The 25,054-nt window shown below is 72.0% G+C and carries 21 protein-coding genes, 1 tRNA gene and 1 other RNA gene; 13 read left to right on the top strand and 10 right to left on the bottom strand.

Annotated elements, in window-relative coordinates:
• Positions 1-285: 285 nt before the first annotated feature.
• Entirely contained in the window at positions 286-936 is a 651-nt protein-coding gene (locus QQX13_RS12770) for a hypothetical protein (protein WP_301153594.1), read from the top strand.
• Positions 937-962: 26 nt separating this feature from the next.
• Complete coding sequence (locus QQX13_RS12775) at positions 963-1,598, top strand: hypothetical protein (protein ID WP_301153595.1); 636 nt, start codon at positions 963-965, stop codon at positions 1,596-1,598.
• A 90-nt stretch (positions 1,599-1,688) separates the two neighbouring features.
• On the opposite strand, the gene QQX13_RS12780 is transcribed toward QQX13_RS12775, so the two are convergent.
• Together QQX13_RS12780 and QQX13_RS12785 are read right to left on the bottom strand one after the other, a co-directional pair.
• Positions 1,689-2,732 carry an aspartate-semialdehyde dehydrogenase gene (locus QQX13_RS12780; RefSeq protein WP_301153597.1) on the bottom strand — a complete coding sequence of 348 codons (1,044 nt, stop codon included), beginning with the start codon at positions 2,730-2,732 and terminating at the stop codon, positions 1,689-1,691.
• The gene (locus QQX13_RS12785; RefSeq protein ID WP_301121977.1) at positions 2,729-4,000 is read right to left on the bottom strand and encodes an aspartate kinase; all 1,272 of its coding nucleotides are present in this window, start codon (positions 3,998-4,000) and stop codon (positions 2,729-2,731) included. Before QQX13_RS12785 ends, QQX13_RS12780 begins: the two co-directional genes overlap by 4 nt.
• Before the next feature lie 116 nt (positions 4,001-4,116).
• Here QQX13_RS12785 and QQX13_RS12790 point away from each other — a divergent pair, with 116 nt between their 5' ends.
• The gene (locus QQX13_RS12790) at positions 4,117-5,625 is read left to right on the top strand and encodes a carboxylesterase/lipase family protein (protein WP_301153599.1); all 1,509 of its coding nucleotides are present in this window, start codon (positions 4,117-4,119) and stop codon (positions 5,623-5,625) included.
• On the opposite strand, the gene QQX13_RS12795 is transcribed toward QQX13_RS12790, so the two are convergent.
• A complete protein-coding gene (locus QQX13_RS12795; RefSeq protein WP_301153600.1) occupies positions 5,622-6,185 on the bottom strand; it encodes a TetR/AcrR family transcriptional regulator in 564 nt (187 codons plus the stop codon). The two genes, QQX13_RS12790 and QQX13_RS12795, sit on opposite strands and share 4 nt — an antisense overlap.
• Positions 6,186-6,307: 122 nt before the next feature.
• Here QQX13_RS12795 and QQX13_RS12800 point away from each other — a divergent pair, with 122 nt between their 5' ends.
• Both QQX13_RS12800 and QQX13_RS12805 read left to right on the top strand, forming a co-directional pair.
• On the top strand, positions 6,308-7,249 hold the full coding sequence (locus tag QQX13_RS12800) for an ABC transporter ATP-binding protein (protein ID WP_367281261.1): 942 nt from the start codon (positions 6,308-6,310) through the stop codon (positions 7,247-7,249).
• Positions 7,246-8,415 carry an ABC transporter permease gene (locus QQX13_RS12805; RefSeq protein ID WP_301121971.1) on the top strand — a complete coding sequence of 390 codons (1,170 nt, stop codon included), beginning with the start codon at positions 7,246-7,248 and terminating at the stop codon, positions 8,413-8,415. The genes QQX13_RS12800 and QQX13_RS12805 overlap by 4 nt, the downstream gene beginning before the upstream one ends.
• 130 nt (positions 8,416-8,545) lie before the next feature.
• On the opposite strand, the gene recR is transcribed toward QQX13_RS12805, so the two are convergent.
• The 3 genes from recR to ffs form a co-directional block, all read right to left on the bottom strand.
• The gene (recR, locus tag QQX13_RS12810; protein WP_301121969.1) at positions 8,546-9,142 is read right to left on the bottom strand and encodes a recombination mediator RecR; all 597 of its coding nucleotides are present in this window, start codon (positions 9,140-9,142) and stop codon (positions 8,546-8,548) included.
• Positions 9,143-9,186: 44 nt separating this feature from the next.
• Entirely contained in the window at positions 9,187-11,229 is a 2,043-nt protein-coding gene (locus tag QQX13_RS12815) for a DNA polymerase III subunit gamma and tau (RefSeq protein ID WP_301121967.1), read from the bottom strand.
• Between the two features lie 77 nt (positions 11,230-11,306).
• Positions 11,307-11,403: signal recognition particle sRNA small type (gene ffs, locus QQX13_RS12820), an RNA gene on the bottom strand.
• Positions 11,404-11,470: 67 nt separating this feature from the next.
• Between ffs and QQX13_RS12825 the strand changes: the two genes are divergently transcribed.
• Positions 11,471-11,558 (top strand) — tRNA-Ser (locus QQX13_RS12825).
• Between the two features lie 30 nt (positions 11,559-11,588).
• Positions 11,589-12,290 (top strand): LytR C-terminal domain-containing protein, encoded by a 702-nt coding sequence (locus tag QQX13_RS12830; RefSeq protein ID WP_301121965.1) that lies wholly within the window; start codon positions 11,589-11,591, stop codon positions 12,288-12,290.
• A 49-nt stretch (positions 12,291-12,339) separates the two neighbouring features.
• Here QQX13_RS12830 and arfA read toward each other — a convergent pair whose 3' ends face one another.
• The 3 genes from arfA to QQX13_RS12845 are packed head-to-tail and all read right to left on the bottom strand — an operon-like array spanning position 12,340 to position 16,232.
• The gene (gene arfA / locus QQX13_RS12835; RefSeq protein ID WP_301121963.1) at positions 12,340-13,839 is read right to left on the bottom strand and encodes an arabinosylfuranosidase ArfA; all 1,500 of its coding nucleotides are present in this window, start codon (positions 13,837-13,839) and stop codon (positions 12,340-12,342) included.
• Positions 13,840-13,878: 39 nt separating this feature from the next.
• Positions 13,879-14,928, bottom strand: coding sequence for an arabinan endo-1,5-alpha-L-arabinosidase (locus QQX13_RS12840; protein ID WP_301121961.1), 1,050 nt, complete (start codon positions 14,926-14,928; stop codon positions 13,879-13,881).
• Positions 14,925-16,232, bottom strand: coding sequence for an alpha-galactosidase (locus QQX13_RS12845; protein ID WP_301121959.1), 1,308 nt, complete (start codon positions 16,230-16,232; stop codon positions 14,925-14,927). Before QQX13_RS12845 ends, QQX13_RS12840 begins: the two co-directional genes overlap by 4 nt.
• Positions 16,233-16,625: 393 nt before the next feature.
• Here QQX13_RS12845 and QQX13_RS12850 point away from each other — a divergent pair, with 393 nt between their 5' ends.
• The 5 genes from QQX13_RS12850 (at position 16,626) to QQX13_RS12870 (ending at position 22,080) form a co-directional block, all read left to right on the top strand.
• On the top strand, positions 16,626-18,038 hold the full coding sequence (locus QQX13_RS12850; protein ID WP_301121957.1) for an ABC transporter substrate-binding protein: 1,413 nt from the start codon (positions 16,626-16,628) through the stop codon (positions 18,036-18,038).
• 66 nt (positions 18,039-18,104) lie between these two features.
• Complete coding sequence (locus QQX13_RS12855) at positions 18,105-19,064, top strand: carbohydrate ABC transporter permease (protein WP_301121955.1); 960 nt, start codon at positions 18,105-18,107, stop codon at positions 19,062-19,064.
• A 16-nt stretch (positions 19,065-19,080) separates the two neighbouring features.
• The gene (locus QQX13_RS12860) at positions 19,081-20,019 is read left to right on the top strand and encodes a carbohydrate ABC transporter permease (protein ID WP_367281262.1); all 939 of its coding nucleotides are present in this window, start codon (positions 19,081-19,083) and stop codon (positions 20,017-20,019) included.
• 1 nt (position 20,020) lies between these two features.
• Positions 20,021-21,382 carry an arabinan endo-1,5-alpha-L-arabinosidase gene (locus QQX13_RS12865; protein WP_301121953.1) on the top strand — a complete coding sequence of 454 codons (1,362 nt, stop codon included), beginning with the start codon at positions 20,021-20,023 and terminating at the stop codon, positions 21,380-21,382.
• Positions 21,383-21,390: 8 nt separating this feature from the next.
• Positions 21,391-22,080 (top strand): YesL family protein, encoded by a 690-nt coding sequence (locus QQX13_RS12870; protein WP_301121951.1) that lies wholly within the window; start codon positions 21,391-21,393, stop codon positions 22,078-22,080.
• Between the two features lie 31 nt (positions 22,081-22,111).
• Here the strand turns inward: QQX13_RS12870 and QQX13_RS12875 are convergent, their stop codons facing one another.
• A complete protein-coding gene (locus tag QQX13_RS12875) occupies positions 22,112-23,104 on the bottom strand; it encodes a LacI family DNA-binding transcriptional regulator (protein ID WP_301121949.1) in 993 nt (330 codons plus the stop codon).
• Between the two features lie 245 nt (positions 23,105-23,349).
• Here QQX13_RS12875 and QQX13_RS12880 point away from each other — a divergent pair, with 245 nt between their 5' ends.
• A complete protein-coding gene (locus tag QQX13_RS12880; protein WP_301121947.1) occupies positions 23,350-25,053 on the top strand; it encodes a SulP family inorganic anion transporter in 1,704 nt (567 codons plus the stop codon).
• Position 25,054: the final 1 nt, after the last annotated feature.

The raw sequence follows: 25,054 nt of genomic DNA on the forward strand, positions 1-25,054 counted from the left end.
GTGTGGGCCGCCGCGCGGCCCCCCCCCCCCCCCCCCCCTTCGTCGTCTCCGCCGCGAGTCGTCTCGGCGGTCGGGTGCGCGCCGGCAGTGCGTCGCGCGACGCCTCCCGCCCGCATCGTCGCGCGATGCCCTCTCCCCGCGCGCGGACGGCCGGCACAACCTTTCGCGCCGCCCGTCTGTTCTAGGGTGCGAGGTCCCCAAGGGTGGCCGCGCTCACTGCGACTCGTGGGCCCGTCCAAAGGGGGAGGGCGCCCGCCGGCGCACCGGGGGCCGGGGGAGAGGATCATGACACGATCCACGCTCAAGCCCGCCCTGCTCGCTGTCGCCGCGGCGATCGGGCTCGCCGTGGCGATGGCCACGCCCGCCTCGGCACGCACCGAGGTCGACAGGTACGAGTTCCCGATGGGGCGGCTGTACGACAACCACATCGCCCCGACGTCCGGAGTGACCGCGCTCGAGCAGGACCTGGTCGTCATCGTCGGGTTCAGCGCGCCTCAGTTCTGCGCGGACGCACCGCCGGAGCTCGCCGACGAGCTCGACCGCATCTCCGGCGACGGCACGATGATCCACGAGAGGCTCGTCAACCAGCGCGCCACCATGGAGGTCTACGACGGCGGCGGCCTCGGGGTGTTCGACTACTTCGCCGGCGTGTACTGCCCGGCCCTGGCGGCCGGTGACCCGCCGGAGCCGGTGGGGGTCGGCGTGGCGAACCTGCAGGACCGGTCCGTCGTCGACATCAGCGCGTTCCCGGAGGTCACCATCTCCAGCGTGAACAGCGCGCACGGAACGGTCGTGACCGGCTCCGGCGAGCGCTGGGCGGTCTCCACGTACGCGGAGGTCGACCTCTACCTCGTGATCGATCCGGTGACGGACATGCCGATCGTGTTCGAGCAGTATCCGAGCGTCACCTCGGTCGACGTGCGGAACCGGCGCTGACGCGCGCGGAACTGGAGGAGAACATCATGAAGCTGCCGACTCGTCTCTCCATGCTCGGCCTCGGTGTCGCCGCCCTGGCGCTCGCCGCCGCGGTCCCGGCCGGGGCCGCGCCGTCGGACCCGGTCTACACGGCCGACTATCCCGTCGAGCTCATCTACGACAACCAGGTCACCGGCGGCGTCGAGGACTACGTCGCCTTCGTCGGATGGACGGCGGCCGACGCCTGCGCCTATCCGGCCGGGGACACCCCGGTGACGGCGATGACGGTGAAGCGCACCGGCGCCGACGGCGACGTGTACCGGCTCACCACCCGCGTCCACGCCGAGGTCTACGCCTACACCGGAGGTGGGGTCTTCGACTTCATCGACGAGTACTGCGCGACGGGGCTGCCGGAGCCGTACGCCACAGGCGAGGGCGTCCTCCGCGTTCGCGGCTCGTCGACGTACGCGCCCGGGTTCGAGCTCGGGCCGGACGACTGGTACATCGACGCCTTCTACGCGCCGCCGCCGGGACAGGTCGACCGGTCGGAGCAGAACTGGTTCCGCGGCTCGCTGCGCACCGCGGACGGCGCTCGCGTCCAGGTCGCGGCGTACGCCGCCGTGCCCACGTTCTACGGCCCGCCCGCGGCGGTCTCGATCGACGTCTGGGGCGGCGCCCGCTAGGCAGGCGCCCCGCATCGTCCCGACACGCGCCGAGGCCCGGGTCCCCGCTGGAGGGGGGCCCGGGCCTCGGTCGGACGATGCGGCGGTCGCCTACGCGTTCGCCCCGAGCTTCGCGGCGACCAGCTCCGCGATCTGCACCGCGTTGAGCGCGGCGCCCTTGCGGAGGTTGTCCCCGGACACGAACAGCACCAGGCCACGCGTGCCCTCGAGGGACCGGTCCTGACGGATCCGGCCGACCAGCGAGACGTCGCCACCGGCGGCCGCGAGAGGCGTCGGCACCTCCTCGACCCGCACGCCGGGGGCGGCGGCGAGGATCTCGTACGCGTCCTCGGGGGTGATGCCGCGCTCGAACTCGGCGTTGATCGAAAGCGAGTGACCGGTGAACACGGGCACGCGCACGCAGGTGCCCGCGACCATCAGCTCGGGCAGGCCCAGGATCTTGCGCGACTCGTTGCGGAGCTTCTGCTCCTCGTCGGTCTCGTTGGAGCCGTCGTCGACCACGGAGCCGGCCAGGGGCACCACGTTGAACGCGATCGGCGCGACGTACTTCACGGGCGTCGGGAACTCGACCGCCGAGCCGTCGTGCGCGAGCGCCTTCGCGCCGTCGACCACGGCGGCGGCCTGCGAGTGCAGCTCCTCCACGCCCGCGAGGCCCGAGCCCGACACGGCCTGGTACGAGCACACGACCAGGCGCTCGAGGCCGGCGGCCTCGTGCAGCGGCTTCAACACCGGCATGGCGGCCATGGTGGTGCAGTTGGGGTTGGCGATGATCCCCTTGGGGATGTCGTCCAGCGCCTCGGGGTTGACCTCGGAGACCACCAGCGGCACCTCGGGGTCCTTGCGCCACGCCGAGGAGTTGTCGATCACGATCGCGCCCGCCGCGGCGAAGAGCGGCGCATACTCCTTGGACGCGGCGCCGCCCGCGGAGAACAGCGCGATGTCGATCCCGGCGTAGTCGCCCGAGGCGACGTCCTCGACCACGATCTCGCGGCCCAGGTGCTCGAGCGTGCGTCCCGCGGAGCGGGCGGACGCGAAGAAGCGCACCTCCGCATCGGCGAAGCGCTCCGCGACCAGCTCGCGCATGACGGCGCCCACCTGCCCGGTGGCGCCCACGACTGCAACTGTCAGGCTCATCGTCCCGTCCCTCCGTAGACCACGGCCTCGCCCTCGGTGGAGTCGAGGTCGAACGCGGTGTGCACCGCCTTCACCCCCTTCTCGAGATCCGCGTCGCGGGTGACCACGGAGATGCGGATGTCGGAGGTGGTGATCATCTCGATGTTGACGCCCGCGTCGCGCAGCGCCGCGAAGAACTTCGCGGAGACGCCCGAGTTGGAGCGCATGCCGGCACCGACCAGCGAGATCTTGCCGATCGTGTCGTCCGTCGCGAGGGCGGCGTAGCCGATGCCCTCGTGGTCGCCCTCGATCGCGGCGATGGCCGCGGGGATCGAGGCCTGCGGGAGCGTGAAGGAGATGTCCGTGACGCCCGTGTTGGTCGCCGAGACGTTCTGCACGATCATGTCGATGTTGACGTCGGCACGTGCGACGGCCTCGAACAGCCGGGCCGCGGAGCCCGGGACGTCGGGGACGCCCGTGACCGTGATCTTGGCCTCGGAGCGGTCGTGCGCGACTCCCGCGATGATCGGGTCTTCCATGTCATCTCCTTCCTCGGTGCCGTCCGTCACCCACGTGCCCTCCAGGCCGGAGAAGGAGGAGCGCACGTGGACGGGGACGTTGAACCGGCGCGCGTACTCGACGCAGCGCGGCATGAGGACCTTGGCGCCGGAGGCGGCCAGGTCGAGCATCTCCTCATAGGTGATGCGGGTGAGCTTGCGGGCGGCGGGGACGATGCGCGGGTCGGCCGTGAACACGCCGTCGACGTCCGTGTAGATCTCGCAGACGTCCGCGCCGAGCGCGGCCGCGAGCGCCACAGCGGTGGTGTCGGAGCCGCCGCGTCCCAGCGTGGTGACGTCCTGGGTCTCCTGGTTGAGGCCCTGGAAGCCGGCGACGATCGCCACGCGACCCTGCGACAGCGCGCGCTGCAGGCGGCCGGGTGCGACGTCGATGATCCGGGCGCGGCCGTGGTGCTCGGTGGTGATCACGCCCGCCTGCGGGCCCGTGAAGGCCTGCGCGGGGATGCCCGCGGAGTTGATCGCCATCGCGAGCAGCGCCATCGAGATCCGCTCGCCCGCGGTGAGCAGGATGTCCATCTCGCGGGGGTCGGGTGCGGTGGTGACCTCGTTGGCGAGGTCGATCAGCTCGTCCGTGGTGTCGCCCATGGCGGAGACGGTGACCACCACGTCGTTGCCCGCGCGGACCGTGTCGACCACGCGCGCGGCGACGCGCCGGATCGCCGCGGCGTCCGCGACGGACGAGCCGCCGTACTTCTGCACCACAAGGGACATGCTTCTGCTCCAGAGGGAGGGGGGTCGCTTCGCCCTGCACACGGCGGGCACCGGGCCTCATTCTAGAGGCACGCTGCGCGGCGCACACACGCGAGCGGCTGGGCTACCGTGCCGTCATGACCACGCCCTCCCGACGTCCCGAGGTCCTCACCCGCTCCGGCTCCGCGAGGGGGGTCTGGCGCGAGCATCGTTCCGTCGACGGGGAGGTGTCGCGCGCCGCGGTGTTCCTGGGCATCCCCTACGCCGAGGCGCCCGTCGGTGACCGGCGGTTCCTCGCGCCGGTGCCGCGTGCGGCGTGGGACGGGGTGCGGGACTGCGCCCTGCATGGGTCCACCCCGCAGCGGCGCTCGCCGTGGGCGGACTCCTTCATCCCCGAGCCGACGGTCCCGGGAGCCGACACGCTCACGCTCGACGTGGGCACCCCGGACCCGCGCGCGGGCGCCGCGCTGCCCGTGCTGGTCTACATCCACGGAGGCGGGTTCGTCGGCGGCTCACCCGCGAGCCCCTGGTACGGCGGCCAGGCGTTCCACCGCGACGGGGTGGTCACCGTCACGTTCGGCTACCGGCTCGGATTCGACGGGTTCGGCTGGATCGACGGGGCGCCCCTCAACCGGGCGGTGCTCGACCAGCTCGCGGCGCTCCGGTGGGTCCAGGAGAACATCGCGGCCTTCGGCGGCGACCCGTCGCGCGTGACCATCGCGGGCCAGTCCGCGGGCGGGGCGTCCGTCATGCGCCTGCTGACGATGCCCGCCGCCCAGGGGCTCTTCCGCGGCGCGATCGCGCTGTCCCCCGCGGACGTCCCGGTCACCGTCGACGACGCGCGTGCGTTCGGGACCCGGGTCGCCGACACCCTCGGCGTGGCGCCGGACCTGGCGGGCCTGCGATCGCGGTCGGAGATCGAGGTGCTCGACGCCCAGGGTGCCACATTCCTCGACGGTCCCCCGGGCGAGGACGCCCTCGCGGGCCTGCTCGACGACAACCTGCGGCTCTCACCCGTGATCGACGGGGATCTGATCCCCGGCACGATCACGGAGGGCATCGTGGCGGGCGTCGGGGCCGACGTCGCGCTGCTGATCGGGTCCACCGCGCACGAGTTCAACGCCGTCGCCGCCGGCATGCGCGAGACGCTCGACGGCGTCGAGCCGACCGCGGCGCTGCAGCGTGCCGGGATCAGCGCTCCCCTCGCGGCCGCGATGGCGGCGCGCGTGGAGGGCGGCGATGCCGCCGACGTGGTCGGCCAGGCGCTGTCCGACGCCATGTTCAGGCGGCATGTCGCGCGGTGGGCGTCGCTCCGCGCCGCGGGAGAGGCGGCGTCCCGCACGTGGGCCTACGACTTCCGCTGGAGCATCCCCGAGCTGGGGCAGGCGCCGCACTGCGCGGACCTGCCCTTCGGCTTCGACATCCTTCGCGATCGGGACGCGATCCGTCGGGTGGGGCTCGCCGCGCCGCAGGCGCTCGCGGACGCCGTGCACGGCGACTGGCTCCGCGTCGTCGTCGACGGCACGGTCGACGCGCCGCCGCACGCCGACGGCACGGCCACGATCGTCTACGGCGACCCCGTCCGGGGCGTCGAGGCGGGGTACGCCTTCGAGCGGGCGTTCGCCGCCGGGACCCTGCCGGGCTAGGCGCTCGCGCGGCTCACCCAGCGCGCGAGGTGAGCCGCCTCGAGGTCGAGGGGCTGGGGGTCGCCGAGCGCGTACGCGAGCGCGGCCGCCCCCTCGATGCCGCTCAGCAGGTGGAGGGCGCGCGCCCGTGCCGCGGCCGGCGCGAACCCGAGCTCCTCGAACTGGGCCGCGATCCAGCCGACCAGGCGCTCCTGCAGCGCCACCACGCGGTCGGCGGCGCCCGCACGTCGCAGCTGCGGCGCGAGCGTGCCGATCGCGGTGCCGCGGGCGACGATCTCGGACGACCGGTCGCCGTAGGTGTCGAGGAGCGCCGTCAGCCGGGCGACGGGCCCGTCCTCGAGCGCGCAGGTCGCGAGGATGGCGGCGAGGTCGGAGTCGAGCTCGTCGGCGACGCCGAGCACCATCGCCTCCTTGGTGCGGAAGTGGTAGAAGATCGAGCCCGCGGGAACCCCGGCGGCCGCCGCCACGTCGGCCAGCGTCCAGCCGTCCACCCCCTTGTCGCGGGTCAGGGTGAAGGCGGCGGCGCGCAGCCGCTCCGGCTTGTCCGAGGTACGGGGCATGCGGCGCTCCTGTCGATGGGCGTGCGACTGAGTGAGTCGACTCTATCGAGCGGGCTCCATCGCGCGCTGCCCCCACTATTGGGGGTGCACGCGACACAACGATCACCACTAGGTTGAGCGTCATGTCACACATGGAGGTGGACCGCGGCCTGGCGCTCGAGGCACGTGGCCTGCGCCGTGCCTTCGGCACCGTGCAGGCGGTCGTCGACGCGTCCCTCGCCGTGCCGCCGGGTCACGTCACCGCGCTGATCGGCCCGAACGGCTGCGGCAAGACCACGCTGATGCTGATGCTCGCGGGCCTGCTGCGCCCCGACGGCGGCGAGGTGAGCGTCGCGGGCAGGGATCCGCTCGCCGAGGGGGCGGCGGCCCGGGTCCACCTCGGGTGGATGCCCGACGTGCTCGGCACCTGGGACTCGCTCACCTGCGAGGAGACGCTCACCACCTTCGGACGTGCGTACGGTTTGGCGCGTGAGCCCGCACGCGCGCGAGCGTTCGACCTGCTCCGCACCGTGCATCTGTCGGAGTACGCCTCCCAGCCGGCGAGGGTGCTGAGCCGCGGCCAGAAGCAGCGCCTCTCCCTCGCCCGCGCGCTGGTCCATGATCCCGAGGTGCTGATCCTGGACGAGCCGGCCTCGGGGCTCGACCCTCGGTCACGGATCGAGCTGCGGGAGCTGGTGCGCGCGCTCGCCGCGGACGGCAAGGCGATCCTGATCTCCTCGCACGTGCTGTCCGAGCTCGACGAGATGGTCGACTCCGCGGTGTTCATGTCCAAGGGGGCGACGCTCGGCGCCGACGCCGACGCGGTGGTCGAGAAGGCGCGACGGCGATGGCTGATCACCGCGCTGCCGGGCACGGACGTCCGCGCGGTGCTCGGCGATCTCGGGCGACCGTGGGAGCCGGTGGGCGACGCGCCGGAGCGCGCCGCCGTGCACGTGGTGGACGAGGCGGACGCGGCGGCCCTCCTCGCGGTGCTGGTGGGTGCGGAGGTGCCGCTCATCGCGTTCGGCCCCGCGGGCAGCGCGCTCGAGCAGGCGTACCTCACCATGGAGGAGGACCGGCGATGACCGCGATCGACATCTCCACCGGGGAGACCCGACAGCGCGGAGCGTGGCGACCCTCCCTCTCCGGGATCCTCCTGGTCGCCCAGCTCGAGCTGCGCCAGCGGATCCGGTCGACGCGCTGGAAGTGGGCGCTCGCGGTGTTCGTGGCCCTCGTGGGCGCGGTCACGCTGCTGCTCGAGTCGACGGTCGGCGGCGAGATGTTCTACGGCGGCCCCGGTGATGTGGTGTTCGGGGTGCTCGTCTTCTTCGTGCTCTTCCTCGGGCTGCTGGTGTCGCCGACGCTGTCGGCCACCTCGATCAACGGCGACAACAAGGACGGCACGCTCGCGCCGCTGCAGGTGACGGCGCTGAGCGCCATCGAAATCGTGCTGGGCAAGCTGCTAGCCGCGTGGGCGGCGTCGTTGGCCTTCCTCGCGCTGTCGATCCCGTTCATGGTGTGGGGCTTCGTCGGCTCCGGAGCCCCCGTCGGCGCCGTGATCGTGACGGTGCTGGTGCTCGCCGTCGAGCTGCTCGTCGTCTGCGCGATCGGGCTCGGCTGGTCGGCGATCGCGTCGCGCACCGCGGCCTCCGCCGTGCTGTCGTACGTGTCCGTCGCCACCCTCAGCGTGCTCACGCTGGTGTTCTTCGGCCTGTCGTTCGTGCTGGTGAGCGAGCCCACCACGGTCCGCTACTACGACCAGCAGTACTACTACGACGAGACCGGCCAGGCCTACGACAGCTGGACCGGGGAGCGGGTCGACGACCCGACCGCGGACGGCTGCACGTTCCGCGAGGAGACCTGGGACCAGCCGCACACCGAGCGCACCTGGTGGCTGCTCGCGGCGAACCCGTTCGTGATCGTCGCCGACGCGGCCCCGAGCAACGACGTGGTCTCCGACAGCCGCTACGAGAGCCCGCAGACCATGCTCGGCTCCATCAAGTACGCGGTCCGCTCGGCGCGGCTCGGGCCGGAGACCGTGGTCAACTACTGCTACGGGTACGACAGCTATGAGGAGCCGGAGCTGCTCCCCGAGGAGCTCGAGCGTCGGGAGCGGCTCGCGGGCCTCTCCGCGGTGTGGCCGTGGGGGCTGGCGTTCCACGGCCTGCTCGCCGCGGGAGCCATCGTGCTCGCGGTGCGCCGGCTCGAGGTCCCGCACGGCCGGCTGAGCCCGGGCACGCGGGTGGCCTGACACCGCCTGCCCCCCTTCCCCGGACAGTCCGCACGGAGTCGGTCCCGGGTCTGCGGCGTGTCGATGTTCCTCGTCGGCGCGACCGCGGCGTGTCGTCCCGAGATCCGTGCGCACTGTCCGGGCGGTCGGGTCAGCCGACCTTGCGACGGCCTTCGAACGCGCGGCCGAGGGTGACCTCGTCGGCGTACTCGAGGTCGCCCCCGACGGGCAGCCCCGAGGCGAGGCGCGAGACGGTCACGCCCATGGGGACGAGCATCCGCGCGAGGTACGTCGCGGTGGCCTCGCCCTCGATGTTCGGGTCGGTGGCGATGATGATCTCCTCGACCTTCCCGTCGCCCAGCCGCCCGAGCAGCTCGCGGATGCGGAGGTCGTCGGGTCCCACGCCGTTCATGGGGTCGATCGCGCCGCCGAGCACGTGGTAGCGGCCGCGGAACTCCCGGGTGCGCTCGATCGCGACCACGTCCTTGGGCTCCTCGACCACGCACAGCAGGTCGTCCGCTCGCCGGGGGTCGGTGCAGATGCGGCAGCGCTCCTCCTCGGACACGTTGCCGCAGACCTCGCAGAACCTGACCTTGTCCTTCACCGTGGTGATCGCGTCGGCGAGGCGGCGCACGTCCGCCGGGTCGGCCGCGAGCAGGTGGAAGGCGATGCGCTGGGCGCTCTTGGGGCCGATGCCCGGGAGATGCCCGAGCTCGTCGATGAGGTCCTGAACCGCGCCGTCGTACATGGGGACAAGAGTAGGCGCAGCGGCCCGACCGGGAGGTCAGGCGCTCAGTCGTCGACCACCGTGCCGCCGAGCTCCTTCGCGAGGATCTCCGCCGCGCTGAGCCCCGCATCGTCCGCGCGGGCGTCGTCGTCAGAGATCTCCTCCTCGTCGAACGGGGGCTCATCCCACGGCGGGGGCTCGTCGTCGGGCGGCGGCGACGAGACCGGGGGCATCGGCACGGCGGCCGTCGCGGGGTTCGACGCCGGCGGCGGCTCGGGCGGCGCGACCGGCTCCGGACGGGCGGGGGACGATGCGGACGAGGGCCGGGACGATGCGGACGAGGGCGGGGCGGACGCGGGGGCGGCCGCGGCCGCCGCCATCACCGCGGCGGCGTTGGCGCTGGGTGCCGCCGCGGCCTGAGCGGGTCGCGCGGCCGCGGGTGCGGGCGTGCGGGACGCCGGCGGAGCCGCGCCCATGACCGCCTCGACCGTCACCTGCAGGCCCAGCGTCTCGCGGACCGCGAGCGCGACGTTCTCGGCGTGGCTGCCGCCGCCGAACCGGCTCGCGAGGCTGGCGTTGTCGAAGGCGAGGGTGAGTACGCCGCCCTCGATGGTCGCGACCTGGGCGCTCTGCTTGACCATGGTCCACGTGACGCGCCGGCGCTCGAGCGTGCCGAGCACCTCGTCCCACCGCCGGCGCACCAGCTCGGTGTCCTGGGCGCCGCCGGCCGAGCCCGACGGAGCGGGTGCGGCGGGGGCTGGTGCGGAAGCAGCGCGGGCGGGCTCCGGCGGTGCGGCCGGGGCGCGGTCAGGCGATTCGGACGGAGCCGTCTGGGCGGCAGGAGCGGCCGTGGCGGGTGCCGCGGTGCTCGCCTCGACGGGCGTGGCCGCGACGGTCGGCTCCGGAGCCGCGCGCACGGGGGCCGGGGCAGGTGTGGGCGTCGGTGCAGGCGCCGCTGCGGGCCGCTCGGGGGACGCAGCGGCCGGCCGCGCCACGGCCTCGCGCGGCGCCTCCGACGCCAGCAGGCGCGCGCACAGGAGCTCGAGGTGGAGGCGGGGGGACGTCGCGCCGACCATGTGGGTCAGCGCCTGGTTGACGTGGTCCGCGGCGACCGAGCCGCGTGCGAGCCCGAGCCGACGGGCCTGGTCCTTCATGCGGCCGAGCTGGTCCTCCGGCATGTCGCCCAGCGCCCGCGCCCCGCCCTCCCCCGCGGCGGCCAGCACCAGGAGGTCCCGGAGGCGCTCGAGCAGGTCCTCGACGAAGCGTCTGGGCTCGTGGCCCGTCGACATCACGCGGCTCACGACGTCGAACAGCGAGGCGCCGTCGGCGGCCGCGATCGCGTCGATCGCGTCGTCCAGCATGGTGGCGTCGGTGAAACCGAGAAGCGAGATCGCGCGGTCGTAGGTCACGCCCGAGTCGTCCGAGCCGGCCATCAGCTGGTCGAGCACCGACAGGCTGTCGCGCACGGAGCCGCCGCCCGCGCGCACCACCAGCGGCAGCACGCCGGAGGCGACCTCGACCTGCTCGGCCTCGCACAGGGTCTGCAGGTAGCCGGTCAGCACCGGAGGCGGCACCAGCCGGAAGGGGTAGTGGTGGGTTCGCGACCGGATGGTGCCGATCACCTTCTCCGGCTCGGTGGTGGCGAAGATGAAGCGCACGTGCGCCGGAGGCTCCTCGACCAGCTTGAGCAGCGCGTTGAATCCCTGCGGCGTCACCATGTGCGCCTCGTCCAGGATGAAGATCTTGTACCGGTCCCGCGCCGGCGCGAAGGCGGCGCGCTCGCGCAGCTCGCGCGCATCGTCCACACCGTTGTGCGACGCGGCGTCGATCTCGACCACGTCGACGGATCCGGCGCCTCCCCGCGCGAGCTCCATGCAGGACTCGCAGCGGCCGCAGGGGGTGTCGGTGGGGCCCTCCGCGCAGTTGAGGCATCGCGCGAGGATGCGAGCCGAGGTGGTCTTGCCGCAGCCGCGCGGTCCCGAGAAGAGGTAGGCGTGGTTGACCCGGTCCGCGCGCAGGGCCTGCATCAGCGGCGCCGTCACGTGCTCCTGGCCGACGACGTCCGCGAAGGAGTCGGGGCGGTAGCGGCGGTAGAGCGCGGTGGTCACGGGTACCAATCTAGTGGCGGCCTCCGACACCGCCACCCGCCCGTCCACCGGGCGTGCGCGCGGCCCGCGCCCGGGCATGAGAGGACCCCCCACGCACCCGACAGAGCCCGCTTACCCTTGCTTCATTCCTGACCTGGGGGAGTTGGGCGAGGTATCGCCACGTGAGGGGTCGCCGACCAGTCTAGCGGGCGCCGGAGGCGATTCGTCGCCCGCCTGAACCCCGTGTACCATTGGCGGGCCTGGAGGATTCGCCTAGTGGCCTATGGCGCACGCTTGGAAAGCGTGTTGGGTGCAAGCCCTCGGGGGTTCGAATCCCCCATCCTCCGCCAGATGACGTGTTCCGCGACGGGATGGTGGGTGTGACTCAGCCAGCAGCCGGCCGCCCCGGTGGGCGCCGTGCGAAGGTGCGCCGCCACCGTCGCGAGCGTCAGATCATCGTGTTCGGCGCGCTGGTCCTCGCCACCGGATTCGTCGCGCTGTTCGCGGCGGGCGTCTACAAGGGCACGATCGACGGCCCGTTCTCGGAGCCCTTCGTGACGCCCGAGGGTGCGTTCGATTCCGACGTGAACCTCGTCTGCCCGCCGGTCGACTCCATGCCGCTGACGCCGACCGAGGTCGCGCTGCGCGTGCTCAACGGCACCGACACCGGCGGCCTCGCGGGCAGCCTCTCGGAGGACCTGGCCGGTCGCGGCTTCGTCACGCTCGACCCGAGCAACTGGAGCCGGTCGTACTCCGACTACATCCGCATCGTCTTCGGCGCGGACGGCGTTCAGCAGGCCTACACCCTCGCCCGTCAGTTCGACGGAGCCGTGGACCTGGTGCTCGACAACCGCGAGGGCACGCTCCTCGACGTGATCGTGGGCGACGCGTACGTCGACGACCCGGGCCTGCGGAGCTCGCTCGCGCCGGAGCTGTCGCTCGATCTCGCGCTGTCCGCGAACGCGGAGTGCCTGCCGGTCAACCTGGTCACTCCGGAGCCGGCCCCGCGCAACCTCCCGGACAGCCCGCTCGACCCCGTGACCGACGCGTCGGCGAGCCCGTCGCCCAGCGCCTCGTCCTGACGCGAAGCGCCGCACCGCCCGCCGGTGCGGACGATGCGGCGACCCGCGCCTAGCGGAGGCTTCCGGTGAAGGCGGTCCAGGACTCCGGGGCGAGGCGCAGCGTGAGCGCGTCGCCCTCCTGCGCGACCGGCAGCGCGTCCACCATCCCGTAGGCCTCGGCGGCCTCGCGCCCCTCCCGCGGGCCCACATGGTCCGCGAGCACCGCGGACCCGCCGTCGAGCCGTGCCGTGGCGCCCGGGGTCCGGAGGGTCACGGTCTGCTCCACGTCGGTGCGGTTGGTGACGAACAGCGCGAGCGCCCCGGTCTCCGGGTCGACGGTCGCGGCCGCGGTGACCGCGGGCACGTCGCCGTGCCGCGCGGTCGTGAGGGTCCCGGTGTCGACCTTGACCTGCAGGGCGTCGCCGCGAGCGAGGCGCGCCGCCGTGGCGAACGGGTGGAAGGTGGTCTGCCTCCAGGCGGGACCGCCGGGCTCGGTCATGATCGGCGCGATCACGTTGACCAGCTGGGCGAGGCAGCCGACGGCGACGCGGTCGGCGTGGTTGATGAGGGTCGACAGCATGTCGCCCACCACGACGGCGTCGAGCGCCGAGTAGACGTCCTCGATGATCCGCGGCGCGTCCCTCTGGATCGGCAGGTTGGTCTCGCCGACGAACCGGCTCACGAGGTACCAGACGTTCCATTCGTCGAAGGAGATGGTGATCTGCTTGTCGGAGCGCCGCTCGGCGCCGATCGCGTCCGCGGAGGCGGCGACGCGATCGATGAACGTCGCCATCGCGGTCGCCGACCCGAGGAACGAGGCGCGGTCGCCGTCGAGCTCCTCGTAGTACGCGTGCATCGAGATGTGGTCGACCACGTCGTAGCAGTAGGACAGGACCGTGCGCTCCCACTCGCCGAACGTGTCCATCATCATCGAGCTCGACCCGCACGCGACCAGCTCGATCGACGGGTCCACCTGACGCATCGCGCGCCCCGTCGCGGCGGCGAGCCTGCCGTACTCGTGCGCGTCCTTGTGGCCGATCTGCCACGGCCCGTCCATCTCGTTGCCCAGGCACCACAGCGCCACGCCGTAGGGCTCCTCGCGGCCGTTGGCGATGCGCAGGTCGGCCCACTTCGTGCCGGCCTCGCCGTTGCAGTACTCGAGCAGCGCGATCGCCGCCTCGATGCCGCGGGTGCCCAGGTTCACGGCCATCATCGGCGCGATCCCCTCGCGCTCGCAGTACTGGAGGAACTCGTCCGTGCCGACCAGGTTCGGCTCGACGGTGCGCCACGCGAGGTCGAGGAACGGCTTGCGCTGCTCGACCGGTCCCACCGCGTCCTCCCACACGTAGTTGGACACGAAGTTCCCGCCCGGGTAGCGGAGCACCGTCGCCCCCAGCTCCTGGGTGAGGTCTGCGACGTCGCGGCGGAAGCCGTGCTCGTCCGCGGTCGGGTGGTCCGGCTCGTAGATCCCGGTGTAGACGCACCTGCCCAGGTGCTCGACGAACGATCCGAAGACCCGGCGGTCGACGGGGCCCAGCCGGAAGTCGGGGTGCAGCGTGATGGTGGTCATGGGGCCTCTCCTTCGAGGATCGGGGGACGATGCGGTGGTCTAGTCGGCGAGCTCCTCGGCGGTCCAGGCGACGGGCCAGCCGTCGTCCGTCCAGCCGAGACGGCGGATCTCGAGGCGGAAGTCGCCCCCGTCGTCGCCGTCGTAGTAGTGCAGGGCGAGGTAGCCGTCCGAGTAGGACTGGCCGCCCGGACCGATCATCGATCCGCGCGTGGACAGCAGCTCGTCGCCGCCGTCGTACCTCATGTCGTTGCCCCAGCTGTCGAGGTAGGGGCCGGTGATGGTCTCCGCGCGGCCCACGGCGATCGAGTAGGTCGACTCCGTGCCCTGGCAGCACGAGTCGCGCGAGACGAACAGGTAGTACCACCCGTCGCGGTAGGCGAGGTAGGGCGCCTCGATCGCGTTGGTGGCGGTAGTGCGGTGGGCGATCATCACCGGCTCGGCCCCCGCGATCGGCTTCCCGCTCGGCCACTCGAGCTCGATGAGCTGGATGCCGCCCCAGAAGGAGCCGAACGCCATCCACGGCGTCCCGTCCTCGTCCGTGATGACGCCGGGGTCGATCGCGTTGTACGTGCTCTCCCCTGGGGTGGACCGCCACACCAGGCCCTGGTCCGTCCACCCGTAGTCGGGGTCGTCCGGATCGAGGGTCGGCGAGGTCATGAGCCCGATCACCGAGGCGTTGGAACCGAACGTCGAGGCGGAGTAGTAGAGGTACCAGGTGCCGTCGTGCTCCAGGACCTCGGGCGCCCAGAAGTTGGAGAGCCCCGAGACCTCCTCGTACACCCACGCGACGTCGTCCGGCTTGTCCCAGACGGTGCCCACGTACTCCCAGGTCTCGCCGTCCGTCGAGCGCCGGATCTGCGGGGAGCCGAAACCCTTCTGGACGTCTCCGGTGGAGTACACGTACCAGTCGTGGTCCTCCGTGCCGGCGACCAGGGCCGGGTCGTGCGTGCGGATGTCGCCGTCGACGTCGATCCGCACCCCGGCGGGATCCGCCTCGTCCCAGGGCGCCCACCACCAGGTCCCGACGCCGACCGCCGTCAGGGCGACCGCGGCGGCGGCGCCGAAGAGCAGGGTGCGGCGGCGAGTCATCGCACCGGATCCAGGGCGGCCCAGGCGACGCCGTGGGGCGCGACAGCGGCGACCAGCGCACCGTCCCTGACCCGGACGGGCGACGACGCCCCGCCCCAGAGGTCCGCGAGCGAGATCGTGCCGTGGCCGGTCCCGAGGATCGAGGCCAGCGGCACCTGCGCCTCGTGAGCCTCGTCGCCGGTCCAGAACACGGCGGCGTAGACCCGGTCGGAGCGGGTCGAGCGCGCGGACCAGACGATGAGCTCCCCGCCGTCCATGGGCTCGCGCAGCAGCTCGCGGTTCGCGGTCGAGTCCGCGAGCACCTCCCGCAGCGCGGGGGTGGCGAGGATGTCGAGGGTGCCGGGGTCGGTGGATGGGAGGTCGCCGCCCAGCATGAACGGGGAGCGTCCCATCGCCCACAGGGTCAGCAGCGTGCGCTGCTCGTCACGCGTGAGCCGCGAGTCGCGGGGCTCGCCGCGTTCGGCGCGGATGCCGATGCGCCCCAGGGGCAGCATGTCGGCGTCGGCCCAGCCGCCCTCCTGCTGGAACGGGGCCCAGCGCGCGAGCCGCGCGAACTGCGCGTGCACGTCCTCCCACCGGTCCCACAGGTCGTCGGAGATGCGCCACATCTGCGCGTGTCGCCGCAGGTGCGCGACGTGCTCGGTCGACAGGTGCGTGCCGGGGGACAGCGACAGCACGATCTCCCGCCCCGAGCGTTCGATCGCGCGTGCGTAGGCCTCGATCTCGTCCGCGTAGTACGGCGCCTGCATGTCGTCGGCCTTGATGAAGTCGACGCCCCAGGAGGCGAACTGGGCGACCTGGCCGTCGTAGTAGGCCTGCGCGCCCGGGTGGTCGTGGTTGAGGCCGTAGTTGTCGGGATTCCACGCGCATACCCGCGTGAGGTCGGCGATGTCGCGCGCGGTGTAGGGGGTGCCCAGGACTGGAAGGTTGCGCTCGACCGCCAGGCGCGGGATCCCGCGCATGATGTGGAGGCCGAACTTCAGCCCGAGCGCGTGGACCTGGGCGGCGAGCGGTCCGAAGCCGGCGCCGTCGGCCGCGGAGGGGAAGCGGTTGGGAGCGGGCAGCTGCCGCCCGTGCGCGTCGAGCGACAGAAGTGCGCCGGCGTTGTAGCCGTGGGACCGCGCGGTGGGGTCGTACCAGGCGATATCCACCACGACGGTGTCCCAGCCCGAGGGCAGCAGGCGCTCGGCCATGATCCGTGCGTTCGCGAGGACCTCGTCCTCGGTGACCGTGGTGCCGAAGCAGTCCCAGCTGTTCCAGCCCATCGGGGGGCAGGGCGCGAGCGTCATTGCGGCGTCTCCCATCTACATCGTTGTACGGCAATCGTCGCCCCGATCCCCTCTTTTCGTCAAACTCGGGGCCGATCACAGCGTCATCGACGATCCTCTCACCGGCGCTCGTCGACGCGGCGTCGCGTTGCGCCAATGTTGCAGAAAATTTATAAAGCCTGGCAGAGGTGCAAATTGATGGATGGAAGGGGTGGTGAACCCGAGTGTTCCGCTTGACGGGCGCCCCGTGGGCATGCGAATGTTCCATCGTTGTAAAACGACGGCGGCGCGGTGCCGACGTCATGAGACAGGGGTCGACGACGACCGGGGTCCCCGTCCCGATCAACGGTCCATGGCAGGACCGGCGATCGACGGAGGCTCAGGCTGGACCCTCAGCTCATCAACGACGATGACAGGGAGGCAGCAGTAATGAACAGGAAGCTGACCACGGCGGTGGCCGTGACCTTCGCGGGAGCGCTCATGCTCTCCGCGTGCAGCTCGGGCGGGTCCAGCGGCGACTCGAGCGACAACCCGGACACCTCGGGCGGTGATGCTCCCAACGAGCTCACCTTCATGTTCCGTGGCGGCGAGTACGACAAGCTGGCCTACGAGGCCGCGATCGCGAGCTTCGAGGAGGAGACCGGCGCCGACGTGACGATGATCATCACGGACGCGGACCAGTACAACACCAAGCTGCAGGCCGCGATCGCGGGCAACAAGGTGCCGGACGTCTTCTACGTCGACCCGGCGAACATGATGGGTTACGTCTACGCGGGCGTCCTCGCGGACCTGTCCGGCTACGTGGACCAGTCCGTGGTCGACAACCTGTGGAGCTTCGGCGTCGACGCCTACCGCATGAACATCGAGACCGGCGCGCGCGGCGTGGACGGCGACCCGTTCTACGGCCTGCCCAAGGACGTCGGCCCGTTCGGGTTCGGCTTCAACACGGTCCTGTTCGACAAGCTGGGCCTCGAGCACCCGAGCCTCGACGAGCCGATGACCTTCGACGAGTTCACCGAGCTCGCGAAGCAGCTCACGGTCGACATGGACGGCGACGGCGAGCTCGACCACTGGGGCACCGGCCTCAACGTGATGTGGAACTCGCAGGCCTTCATCTGGGGCGCGGGCGCCGACTGGATCTCGGAGGACCAGAAGACCATCACGGTCGACACCCCGGAGTTCGCCGAGGCGCTGCAGTGGTTCGCCGACCTGGGTCTGGTCGAGGGCGTGACGCCCTCCGCCGAGCAGGCGCAGACGTTGGACACCTACCAGCGCTGGATGGCCGGCGAGATCGGCTTCTTCCCGGTCGCCCCGTGGGACATCGCCACCTACAACGACAAGGCGGCGAACGACCCGGAGAACTTCGGCTACGAGGTCATCCCGTACCCCGTCGCCAACGAGGGTGACGACTGGGCCACCTGGCTCGGCTCGCTCGGCATCGGCGTGTCGGAGAACTCGGCCAACAAGGAGCTCGCGGCTGAGCTCGCGGTCTACCTCTCGACCGACCTGGACGCGCAGAAGACCCTCGCGGACGGCAAGGTGCAGATCCCGAACCTGATCGACTACGCCACGGGCGAGTGGATCGAGACCGACGCGGCCGCCTCCGGCTGGCCCTCCAACTCCAAGGCGTTCCTCGAGATCGCGCAGGAGAAGGGTCGTCCGCTGCCGATGATCTACACCTACACCCCGCAGTGGTACGACAACTTCTGGATCGGCATCGAGAACGTGGTCGACAACGGCTCGCAGACCGCCGCCGACTTCCTCGCGGCCAAGCAGCCGGAGATGCAGCAGCTGCTCGACCAGTCGTGGATCTCCGCCGACCAGGCGAAGGCCCAGGGCTAGCAGCACACTCGAGTGAGGAGGGGCCGGCGCTCCGGCGCCGGCCCCGTCCCTCACGAGGAAGGACTGATGATGGCGACCACGACCGAGGCCGAGCGGACCACCCCCGTCTGGACCAAGGCGGACGCGAAGGCGTCCCGCAAGGCGAACAACAAGCTCCATCGCAAGGAGCACGCGTGGGCGGCGGCCTTCATGGCCGCGCCGGTCATCGGCTGGGTCGCGTTCCTGCTGTTCCCCATGGGGTTCTCGATCTACGCGTCGATGACCAACTGGAACGGCATCGGCAACATGACGTTCATCGGCCTCGACAACTACACGAGGCTCCTTCAGGACCCGTACTTCTGGAAGGCGCTGTGGAACACCGTCTTCTACATGATCGGCATCCCGATCGGACTGGCGATCTCGCTCGCGCTCGCGCTGGCGCTGAGCCGCAACATCCGGGGCCGCACCTTCTTCCGCACCGTCTACTACATCCCGGTGATCTCGTCCCTCGCGGCGATCGCGATCCTGTGGCAGTGGGCGTACAACGGTGACTTCGGCCTGGTGAACCAGGCCCTCGCCCTGGTCGGGATCCAGGGCCCCAACTGGCTGATGGACCCGCTGTGGGCCAAGCCGGCGCTCATCATCATGGCCGTCTGGAAGGGCCTCGGGTACTCGACGCTGCTGTACCTGGCCGCCGTGCAGGCCGTGCCGCGCTCGCTGTACGAGGCGGCGTCGCTCGACGGGGCCACCTCGTGGAAGCGCTTCACCAAGATCACCTGGCCCATGGTGCGCCCGGTCACGTTCTTCCTGGTGGTGACCAACATCATCGCCGGCTCGATGATCTTCACGGAGATCAACATCATGACCCCGACGGGCGGTCCGTCATGGAGCACCGCCTCGCTGGTCTGGTACGTCTGGAACCAGGCGTTCAGGAACCTCAACATGGGCTACGCGACCGCGATGGCGCTGGTGCTCGGGATCCTGGTGCTGATCGTCACGATCATCCAGTTCCGCATCAATCGTGCCAACGACTTCTCGATCGACTGAGGCGAAGGAGACTGCGATGAGCCTCAACGTGAACTCCGCCCGCGCGGCATCCCGCGCGCTCGCCGGAGCCGGCAACCCGACACCCCAGCTGAAGCGCGGGATGTTCCAGAAGAAGGGCGCGACCCAGGAGAGCCCGGCGGTCAACCTGGTCCTGACGCTCGTGCTGTCGATCGGCGCGATCGTGATGGCGGCGCCGCTCGTGTGGATGGTGTCGACCTCCCTCAAGACCAAGGACGGCGTGTACGCGCTGCCCCCGGAGTGGATCCCCGACCCGTTCGTCTGGGACACCTACGTGCGGGTCTTCCAGGACACCTACGTCCTGTCCGGAATCAAGAACTCGCTGATCGTGGCCGTCTCGGTCACCGTGATCGGGTCCGTGTTCTCGGCGCTTGCGGCGTTCGCGCTCGCGAAGCTGCGGCTGCCGGGCAAGAACGCGATCTTCCTGCTGCTGCTGTCCGGCATGATGGTGCCGTTCCCGACGCTGATGATCCCGCAGTTCGTGATGTTCTCGCGCATCGGCTGGGTCGACACGCTGCTGCCGCTGATCGTCCCGGTGATCCTCGGCAACGTGATCATGATCTTCTTCCTGCGGCAGTACCTGCACAACGTGCCGGACTCGCTGGTCGAGGCCGCGAAGATCGACGGCGCCTCGTACTGGAAGATCTTCTGGTCGATGATCATGCCGCTGATCCGCCCCGCGGTCGCGGCCCAGTTCATCCTCTGGTTCATGTTCGTCTGGAACGACTACCTCGCGCCGATCATCTACCTGAACTCCCCCGAGCGGCAGACGCTGCAGGTGGTGATCGCGAACATGAACGTCCAGTACGCCACCCAGCGCGACTACCCGCTGATCATGGCGGCCTCGGTCATCTCCGTGATCCCGATCCTCATCGTGTTCCTCGTGTTCCAGCGGCAGATCATCGAGTCGATCGCCCTCACCGGATCGAAGACCTGACATGACGGAGATCGAGGCGGCCCCGGCGTCCACCGGCGGGGCCGCGGGCGAAGCACTCCCTGATCCCGCCACGTGGGGCGCGCGCAACTCGCACGACCCGACGGCGGTGAGGGACGACGACGGCGTCTACTGGCTGTTCTCCACGGATGCCGACGCCGACGGGCCGCTCCGGTCCTCCGGGGCGCAGATCCGCCGGTCCACGGACCTCGTGAGCTGGGAGTTCGTCGGCTGCGCGCTCGACGGCGTGCCCGCCCCCGCCCGCGCGCATGCCGGCGCGGAGGGGCTCTGGGCGCCCGACGTGGTCCGGGTCGAGACCGCCGCGGGTGTGCAGTGGCGCATGTACTACTCGGCGTCGTCGTTCGGCTCGCGCACCTCGGCGATCGGCCTCGCCGTCGCCCCGCACCCCGCCGGCCCGTGGGAGGACCGGGGCATCGTGGTCGCGACGGTGCACGACCGCGACGGCCACAACGCGATCGACGCGCAGCTCGTGATCGACGGTGCCCGGCACCACCTGGCCTACGGCTCGTTCTTCGGCGGCCTCCACCTCCTGGAGATCGACCCGGCGACCGGCTTCGCGCTGGACGCCCCGGCGCCGGGCGCCCCCGCATCGTCCCCCGGGACGCTCATCGCCCGACGCCCGCGCTCGGTGGACACCGCGATCGAGGGGCCGTTCATCCTGCCGCGGCCCGGCGGCGGGTGGGCGCTGATCGTCTCCTACGACTCCCTGGTCAGCACGTACCACGTGCGGGTCGCCGTGGCCGAGGACCTGTACGGGCCGTACGTGGATCCGGACGGCCATGAGATGACCGACCTGGACGCGGATCCGCTGACGGTGGGCCTCACGGTGCTCGCCAGCCACCAGCTCGAGGGGGGCCGCGGCGTGCTGGCCCCGGGCCACGCGTCGGTGCTGACGGAGCCCGGCCATCAGCTCCTGGTCCACCACACCCGGTTCGTCGATCAGCCGCGCCAGCACGAGGTGCAGGTCCGGCGGCTGGTCTGGACCCAGGAGGGCTGGCCGCTCGTGTCGATCCAGCCGTGGGGCGGGAGCCATGAGGACGATGACGAGGCCGCCTGGCCGTCGGACGTCGCCGCGCTGCGCGGCGACTGGGAGATCGTCGACCTCGGCGGCCCCACGGACCAGGTCGCGCCGGCGCGCCGGGTGACGGTGGACGATGCCGCGCTCGCCGGCCTCGTCCCGCACGGTCGCGGGCGGTTCACCAGGAGCGGTGACGCTCCCGTCGACGCGGTCGTGTTCCCCGCGTGGGACACGGTGCGCGGTCGCGAGACGCTCGCGTTCGCGGCGCGCGGCCCGCGTGGCACCGTGGTGGTCGGGACCGCCGTGCCCGAGGGCGCGGTGGGATGATGGTCACCATGGCCGAGCGCGAGGACAAGCGGCGTCGGGTCCCCCTCGAGGGGTCTCCGACCGACATCGGCGAGGTCCCGGGATGGTCGGGACGCCTCATGGTGTGGCTCCGCGTCGCCGCCCAGCTCGCCGCGATCCAGCTCATGATGGTCGCCGGCACGCTCCTCGGCCTCGTGATCGTGGGCCTGGGGCCGGCGCTCGCCTCCGGCGCTACGCTGCTGCGCCGGATCGTGGACGGCGACCCCTCGGACGCCCTGTGGCGGGACTTCTGGCGCGGCTATCGCGAGGAGCTGCGCCGCGCGAGCCTGGTGACCGCGCCGTTCCTCGCCGTGATCGTGGTCGCCTGGTACGAGGCGCTGGTCCTGCTCGCCCACGGCCAGGGGCCGCTCGCGGCGGTCCTCACCGGCGCGGTGGTGGCCGTGGGCGCCTACGCGGTCGCCTGCCTCGCCTATGCGCCTCACGTGCTGCGGCGCTACGACGACGGACCCGGCCGCACGCTGAGGTTCGTCGCCCTGTCGCCCTTGCTCTCGCCGCTGACGGCGGTGGGCACCGTGGTCACGGCGGTCGCGATCGCGGCCATCGGCCTGCGGTTCCCGCCCGCGTTCCTGCTGGTCGGGCTGTCCATCCCGGTGCTGCTCGGCGGCCTGATCGTCGACCGGTGGCTGGACAAGGTCGACGCGCGGACCGCTCAGGCCTGAGCGCGCGGTCCCCTGCCTCGGCGGGGCGCCGTCACACGCGCGTGGACTCGCGCTCGACCACCTCGAAGTCGGAGACCACGCGCCGGAACGGCTCGCCGTCGCCGCCGATCCGGGCGACGAGCTGCTCGACCGCGGTCGCGGCGATCTGCTCGCGCCCGGGTGCGATGGTGCTGAGCGTGGGAGACGAGTACGAGGCGTCCTCGATGTCGTCGAAGCCGATCACGGCGATCTCGCCGGGCACGTCGATCCGGCGCGCGTGCAGCGTGTGGAGCGCGCCGAGCGCGAGCGCGTCGTTGAGACCGAAGATCGCATCGACCGTGGTGCCGGACTCGAGCAGGCGGGTGGTGCAGTCCGCGCCGGTGGCGCGGTGCCACAGGCCGCCCTCGACCACCAGCGACGGGTCCATCGGGATGCCGTTCGCGGCCAGCGCCGCCTGGTAGCCGAGCAGGCGGAGCGCCGCGGATCCCATCGTCTCCCCGGCGTGGGCGCCGATCACCGCGATCCGGCGCCGGCCCTGGTCGATCAGGTGCTGGGTGGCCGCGCGTGCCGCCTCGACGTTGTTCATGGTGACGTGGTCCCAGTCGCCGCCGAAGATGCGCTCGCCGAGGACCACCAGGGGGTAGTCGACCTTGAGCGCCTCGGTGTCCTCGGGGCCCAGCGCGAGCGGCGAGAAGATCAGGCCGTCGGTGAGCTGGCGCCGCTCCGAGGTGAGCACCTCGAGCTCGTGCTGGCGGTCCGCGCCGGTCTGCTCGATCAGCACCACCACGCCGCGCGCCTCGGCCGCGCGGATGACCGAGTCGGCGAGCTCCGCGAAGTACGGCAGCGAGAGCTCCGGGAGCGCGAGACCGATGATGCCCGTGCGGCCCTGACGCAGGTTCCGCGCGGAGATGTTCATCTTGTAGTCGAGCTCGGCGATCGCCTTCTCGACCTTCTCGCGCGTCGCGGGCCGGATGTGCGGGTAGTCATTGACCACGTTCGAGACGGTCTTCACGGAGACGCCCGCGAGCTTCGCGACGTCGTGCATCGTGACAGCTCCGTGCGATCGGCTTCCGCTCACGTGCTCGTGCCCTCCTCATCGACGGGTCCGGCGACGCGCCATCGCCGTGCCCGCGGCCCTCCAGGGAAGCATGCCAGATCCCTGGGGCCCGGTCGCGTACGCGCGGTGGCGGCGCCCGATCTACAACGATGCACAGTCTATCGCGGCAGGTCAGCGGGCACCGCAGCGGCGCGTCGGCGCCTCCTGCGGAAGGATGGAGGGGGAGGCCGACGATGGAGTCAGGGTGGGTGGCCCGCTGGGTCCCGGGCGTGCGGGTCGCACGCGGCTACCACCGCGCGTGGCTGTGGCCCGACCTGCGGGCCGGGCTGATCGTCACGGCGCTGCTGATCCCGGCCGGCATGGGCTACGCGCGCGTCGCCGGGCTGCCGCCGGAGACCGGCCTCTACGCGACGATCGTCCCGCTGGTGGTCTACGCCCTGGTGGGTCCCTCCCGCATCCTCGTGCTGGGTCCGGACTCCGCCCTCGCGCCGATCATCGCGGCGTCGATCCTGCCGCTCGCGGCCGGCGACCCGGGACGCGCGGTCGCCCTCGCGGGCCTGCTGTCGATCCTGGTGGGCCTGCTGATGCTCGTCGGCGGCGTCCTGCGCCTGGGCTTCGTCACGGACCTGCTGTCGAAGCCCGTGCGTGTCGGCTACCTCAACGCGATCGCGGTGATCGTGATCCTGTCGCAGGCGCCCGCGCTGCTCGGGATCACGCTCGAGGCGTCCGGTCCGGGCGGCCGCGCGGTCGCGCTCGTCGCCGCGGTGGCGGACGGCGACGCCGTGCCGTTGGCGGCCGCGCTCGGCCTCGGGTCGCTCGCGGTGATCCTGGTGCTCCGGCGGCTGCGGTCCCCGGTGCCGGGCGTGCTGGTGGTGGTCGTGCTCGCCACGGTCGCGACCTGGGCGCTCGGATGGGACGGCTCGCTCGCGGTGGTGGGCGCGCTGCCCCCGGGCCTGCCCGCGCCCGCGCTCGCGGGCCTCGCGTGGTCGGACGTGGGCGCGCTGGTGGTGCCGGCCGCCGGCATCGCGCTGGTCGCGTTCACCGACAGCGCGGTGCTCTCGCGCACGCTCGCGGCCCGCCGCGGCGAGTCGGTGGACGGGAGCCAGGAGCTCATCGGCATCGGTGCCGCGAACGTCGCCGGAGGACTCCTCGGCGGCTTCGCCGTCTCCGCCTCCTCCTCCCGCACCCCCGTCGCCGAGCAGGCGGGATCGCGCTCGCAGCTGACGGGGCTGGTGGGCGCCGCGCTCATCGTGCTGTTCATCCTCGCGGCGCCCGGCCTCACCGGATACCTGCCCGTCGCGACCCTCGCCGCGGTGGTGGTGGCGGCCGCGCTCAGCCTCATCGACGCACCGGCGATGGCGCGGCTGTGGCGCATGGACCGGCTCGACCTCGCCCTGTCGGTCGCGGCCTTCGTCGGCGTGCTCGTCGTCGGCGTGCTGGAGGGCATCGCGGCCGCGATCGTGCTGTCGCTGCTCGCCTTCGTGCGCCGCTCGTGGCGGCCGTACCGCGCCGAGCTCGGCCGCGTGCCCGGCCTGCGCGGCTATCACGACCTCTCTCGCTACCCCACCACGGGGAGGCGCCTGCCCGGCATCGTCATCGTCCGCTTCGACGCCCCGCTCTTCTTCGCCAACGGCGAGTCGTTCGACGACTGGGTCCGCGAACGGGTCGCCGAGCGGCCCGACGTGCGCACCGTGATCCTCGCGGCCGAGCCCATCACGGCGATCGACACCACCGCGGTCGAGCAGCTCGTGGAGCTCGACGACCACCTCGCGCGGCACGGGGTCGCACTGGTGCTCGCGGAGATCAAGGACCCGGTCCGCGACACGCTCGCGCGCTACGGCTACGCCGAGCGGTTCGGCGCCGAGCGCGTGTACCCGACGGTCGGCGCCGCCGTCGACGCGATCACCGGCGAGTTCCGCACGGACCTCGACGGGTGAG

Origin of the sequence: Demequina lignilytica (assembly GCF_030418375.1) — a bacterium.
In the GTDB taxonomy this organism is placed as follows: Bacteria; Actinomycetota; Actinomycetes; order Actinomycetales; family Demequinaceae; genus Demequina; species Demequina lignilytica.

Excerpts from the sequence above, each read along its gene's own strand:
- QQX13_RS12770 (WP_301153594.1), top strand. The coding sequence starts at position 286 with ATGACACGATCCACGCTCAAGCCCGCCCTGCTCGCTGTCGCCGCGGCG.
- QQX13_RS12775 (WP_301153595.1), top strand. The coding sequence starts at position 963 with ATGAAGCTGCCGACTCGTCTCTCCATGCTCGGCCTCGGTGTCGCCGCC.
- QQX13_RS12780 (WP_301153597.1), bottom strand. The coding sequence starts at position 2,732 with ATGAGCCTGACAGTTGCAGTCGTGGGCGCCACCGGGCAGGTGGGCGCC.
- QQX13_RS12785 (WP_301121977.1), bottom strand. The coding sequence starts at position 4,000 with ATGTCCCTTGTGGTGCAGAAGTACGGCGGCTCGTCCGTCGCGGACGCC.
- QQX13_RS12790 (WP_301153599.1), top strand. The coding sequence starts at position 4,117 with ATGACCACGCCCTCCCGACGTCCCGAGGTCCTCACCCGCTCCGGCTCC.
- QQX13_RS12795 (WP_301153600.1), bottom strand. The coding sequence starts at position 6,185 with ATGCCCCGTACCTCGGACAAGCCGGAGCGGCTGCGCGCCGCCGCCTTC.
- QQX13_RS12800 (WP_367281261.1), top strand. The coding sequence starts at position 6,308 with ATGTCACACATGGAGGTGGACCGCGGCCTGGCGCTCGAGGCACGTGGC.
- QQX13_RS12805 (WP_301121971.1), top strand. The coding sequence starts at position 7,246 with ATGACCGCGATCGACATCTCCACCGGGGAGACCCGACAGCGCGGAGCG.
- recR (WP_301121969.1), bottom strand. The coding sequence starts at position 9,142 with ATGTACGACGGCGCGGTTCAGGACCTCATCGACGAGCTCGGGCATCTC.
- arfA (WP_301121963.1), bottom strand. The coding sequence starts at position 13,839 with ATGACCACCATCACGCTGCACCCCGACTTCCGGCTGGGCCCCGTCGAC.
- QQX13_RS12840 (WP_301121961.1), bottom strand. The coding sequence starts at position 14,928 with ATGACTCGCCGCCGCACCCTGCTCTTCGGCGCCGCCGCCGCGGTCGCC.
- QQX13_RS12845 (WP_301121959.1), bottom strand. The coding sequence starts at position 16,232 with ATGGGAGACGCCGCAATGACGCTCGCGCCCTGCCCCCCGATGGGCTGG.
- QQX13_RS12850 (WP_301121957.1), top strand. The coding sequence starts at position 16,626 with ATGAACAGGAAGCTGACCACGGCGGTGGCCGTGACCTTCGCGGGAGCG.
- QQX13_RS12855 (WP_301121955.1), top strand. The coding sequence starts at position 18,105 with ATGATGGCGACCACGACCGAGGCCGAGCGGACCACCCCCGTCTGGACC.
- QQX13_RS12860 (WP_367281262.1), top strand. The coding sequence starts at position 19,081 with ATGAGCCTCAACGTGAACTCCGCCCGCGCGGCATCCCGCGCGCTCGCC.
- QQX13_RS12865 (WP_301121953.1), top strand. The coding sequence starts at position 20,021 with ATGACGGAGATCGAGGCGGCCCCGGCGTCCACCGGCGGGGCCGCGGGC.
- QQX13_RS12870 (WP_301121951.1), top strand. The coding sequence starts at position 21,391 with ATGGCCGAGCGCGAGGACAAGCGGCGTCGGGTCCCCCTCGAGGGGTCT.
- QQX13_RS12875 (WP_301121949.1), bottom strand. The coding sequence starts at position 23,104 with ATGCACGACGTCGCGAAGCTCGCGGGCGTCTCCGTGAAGACCGTCTCG.
- QQX13_RS12880 (WP_301121947.1), top strand. The coding sequence starts at position 23,350 with ATGGAGTCAGGGTGGGTGGCCCGCTGGGTCCCGGGCGTGCGGGTCGCA.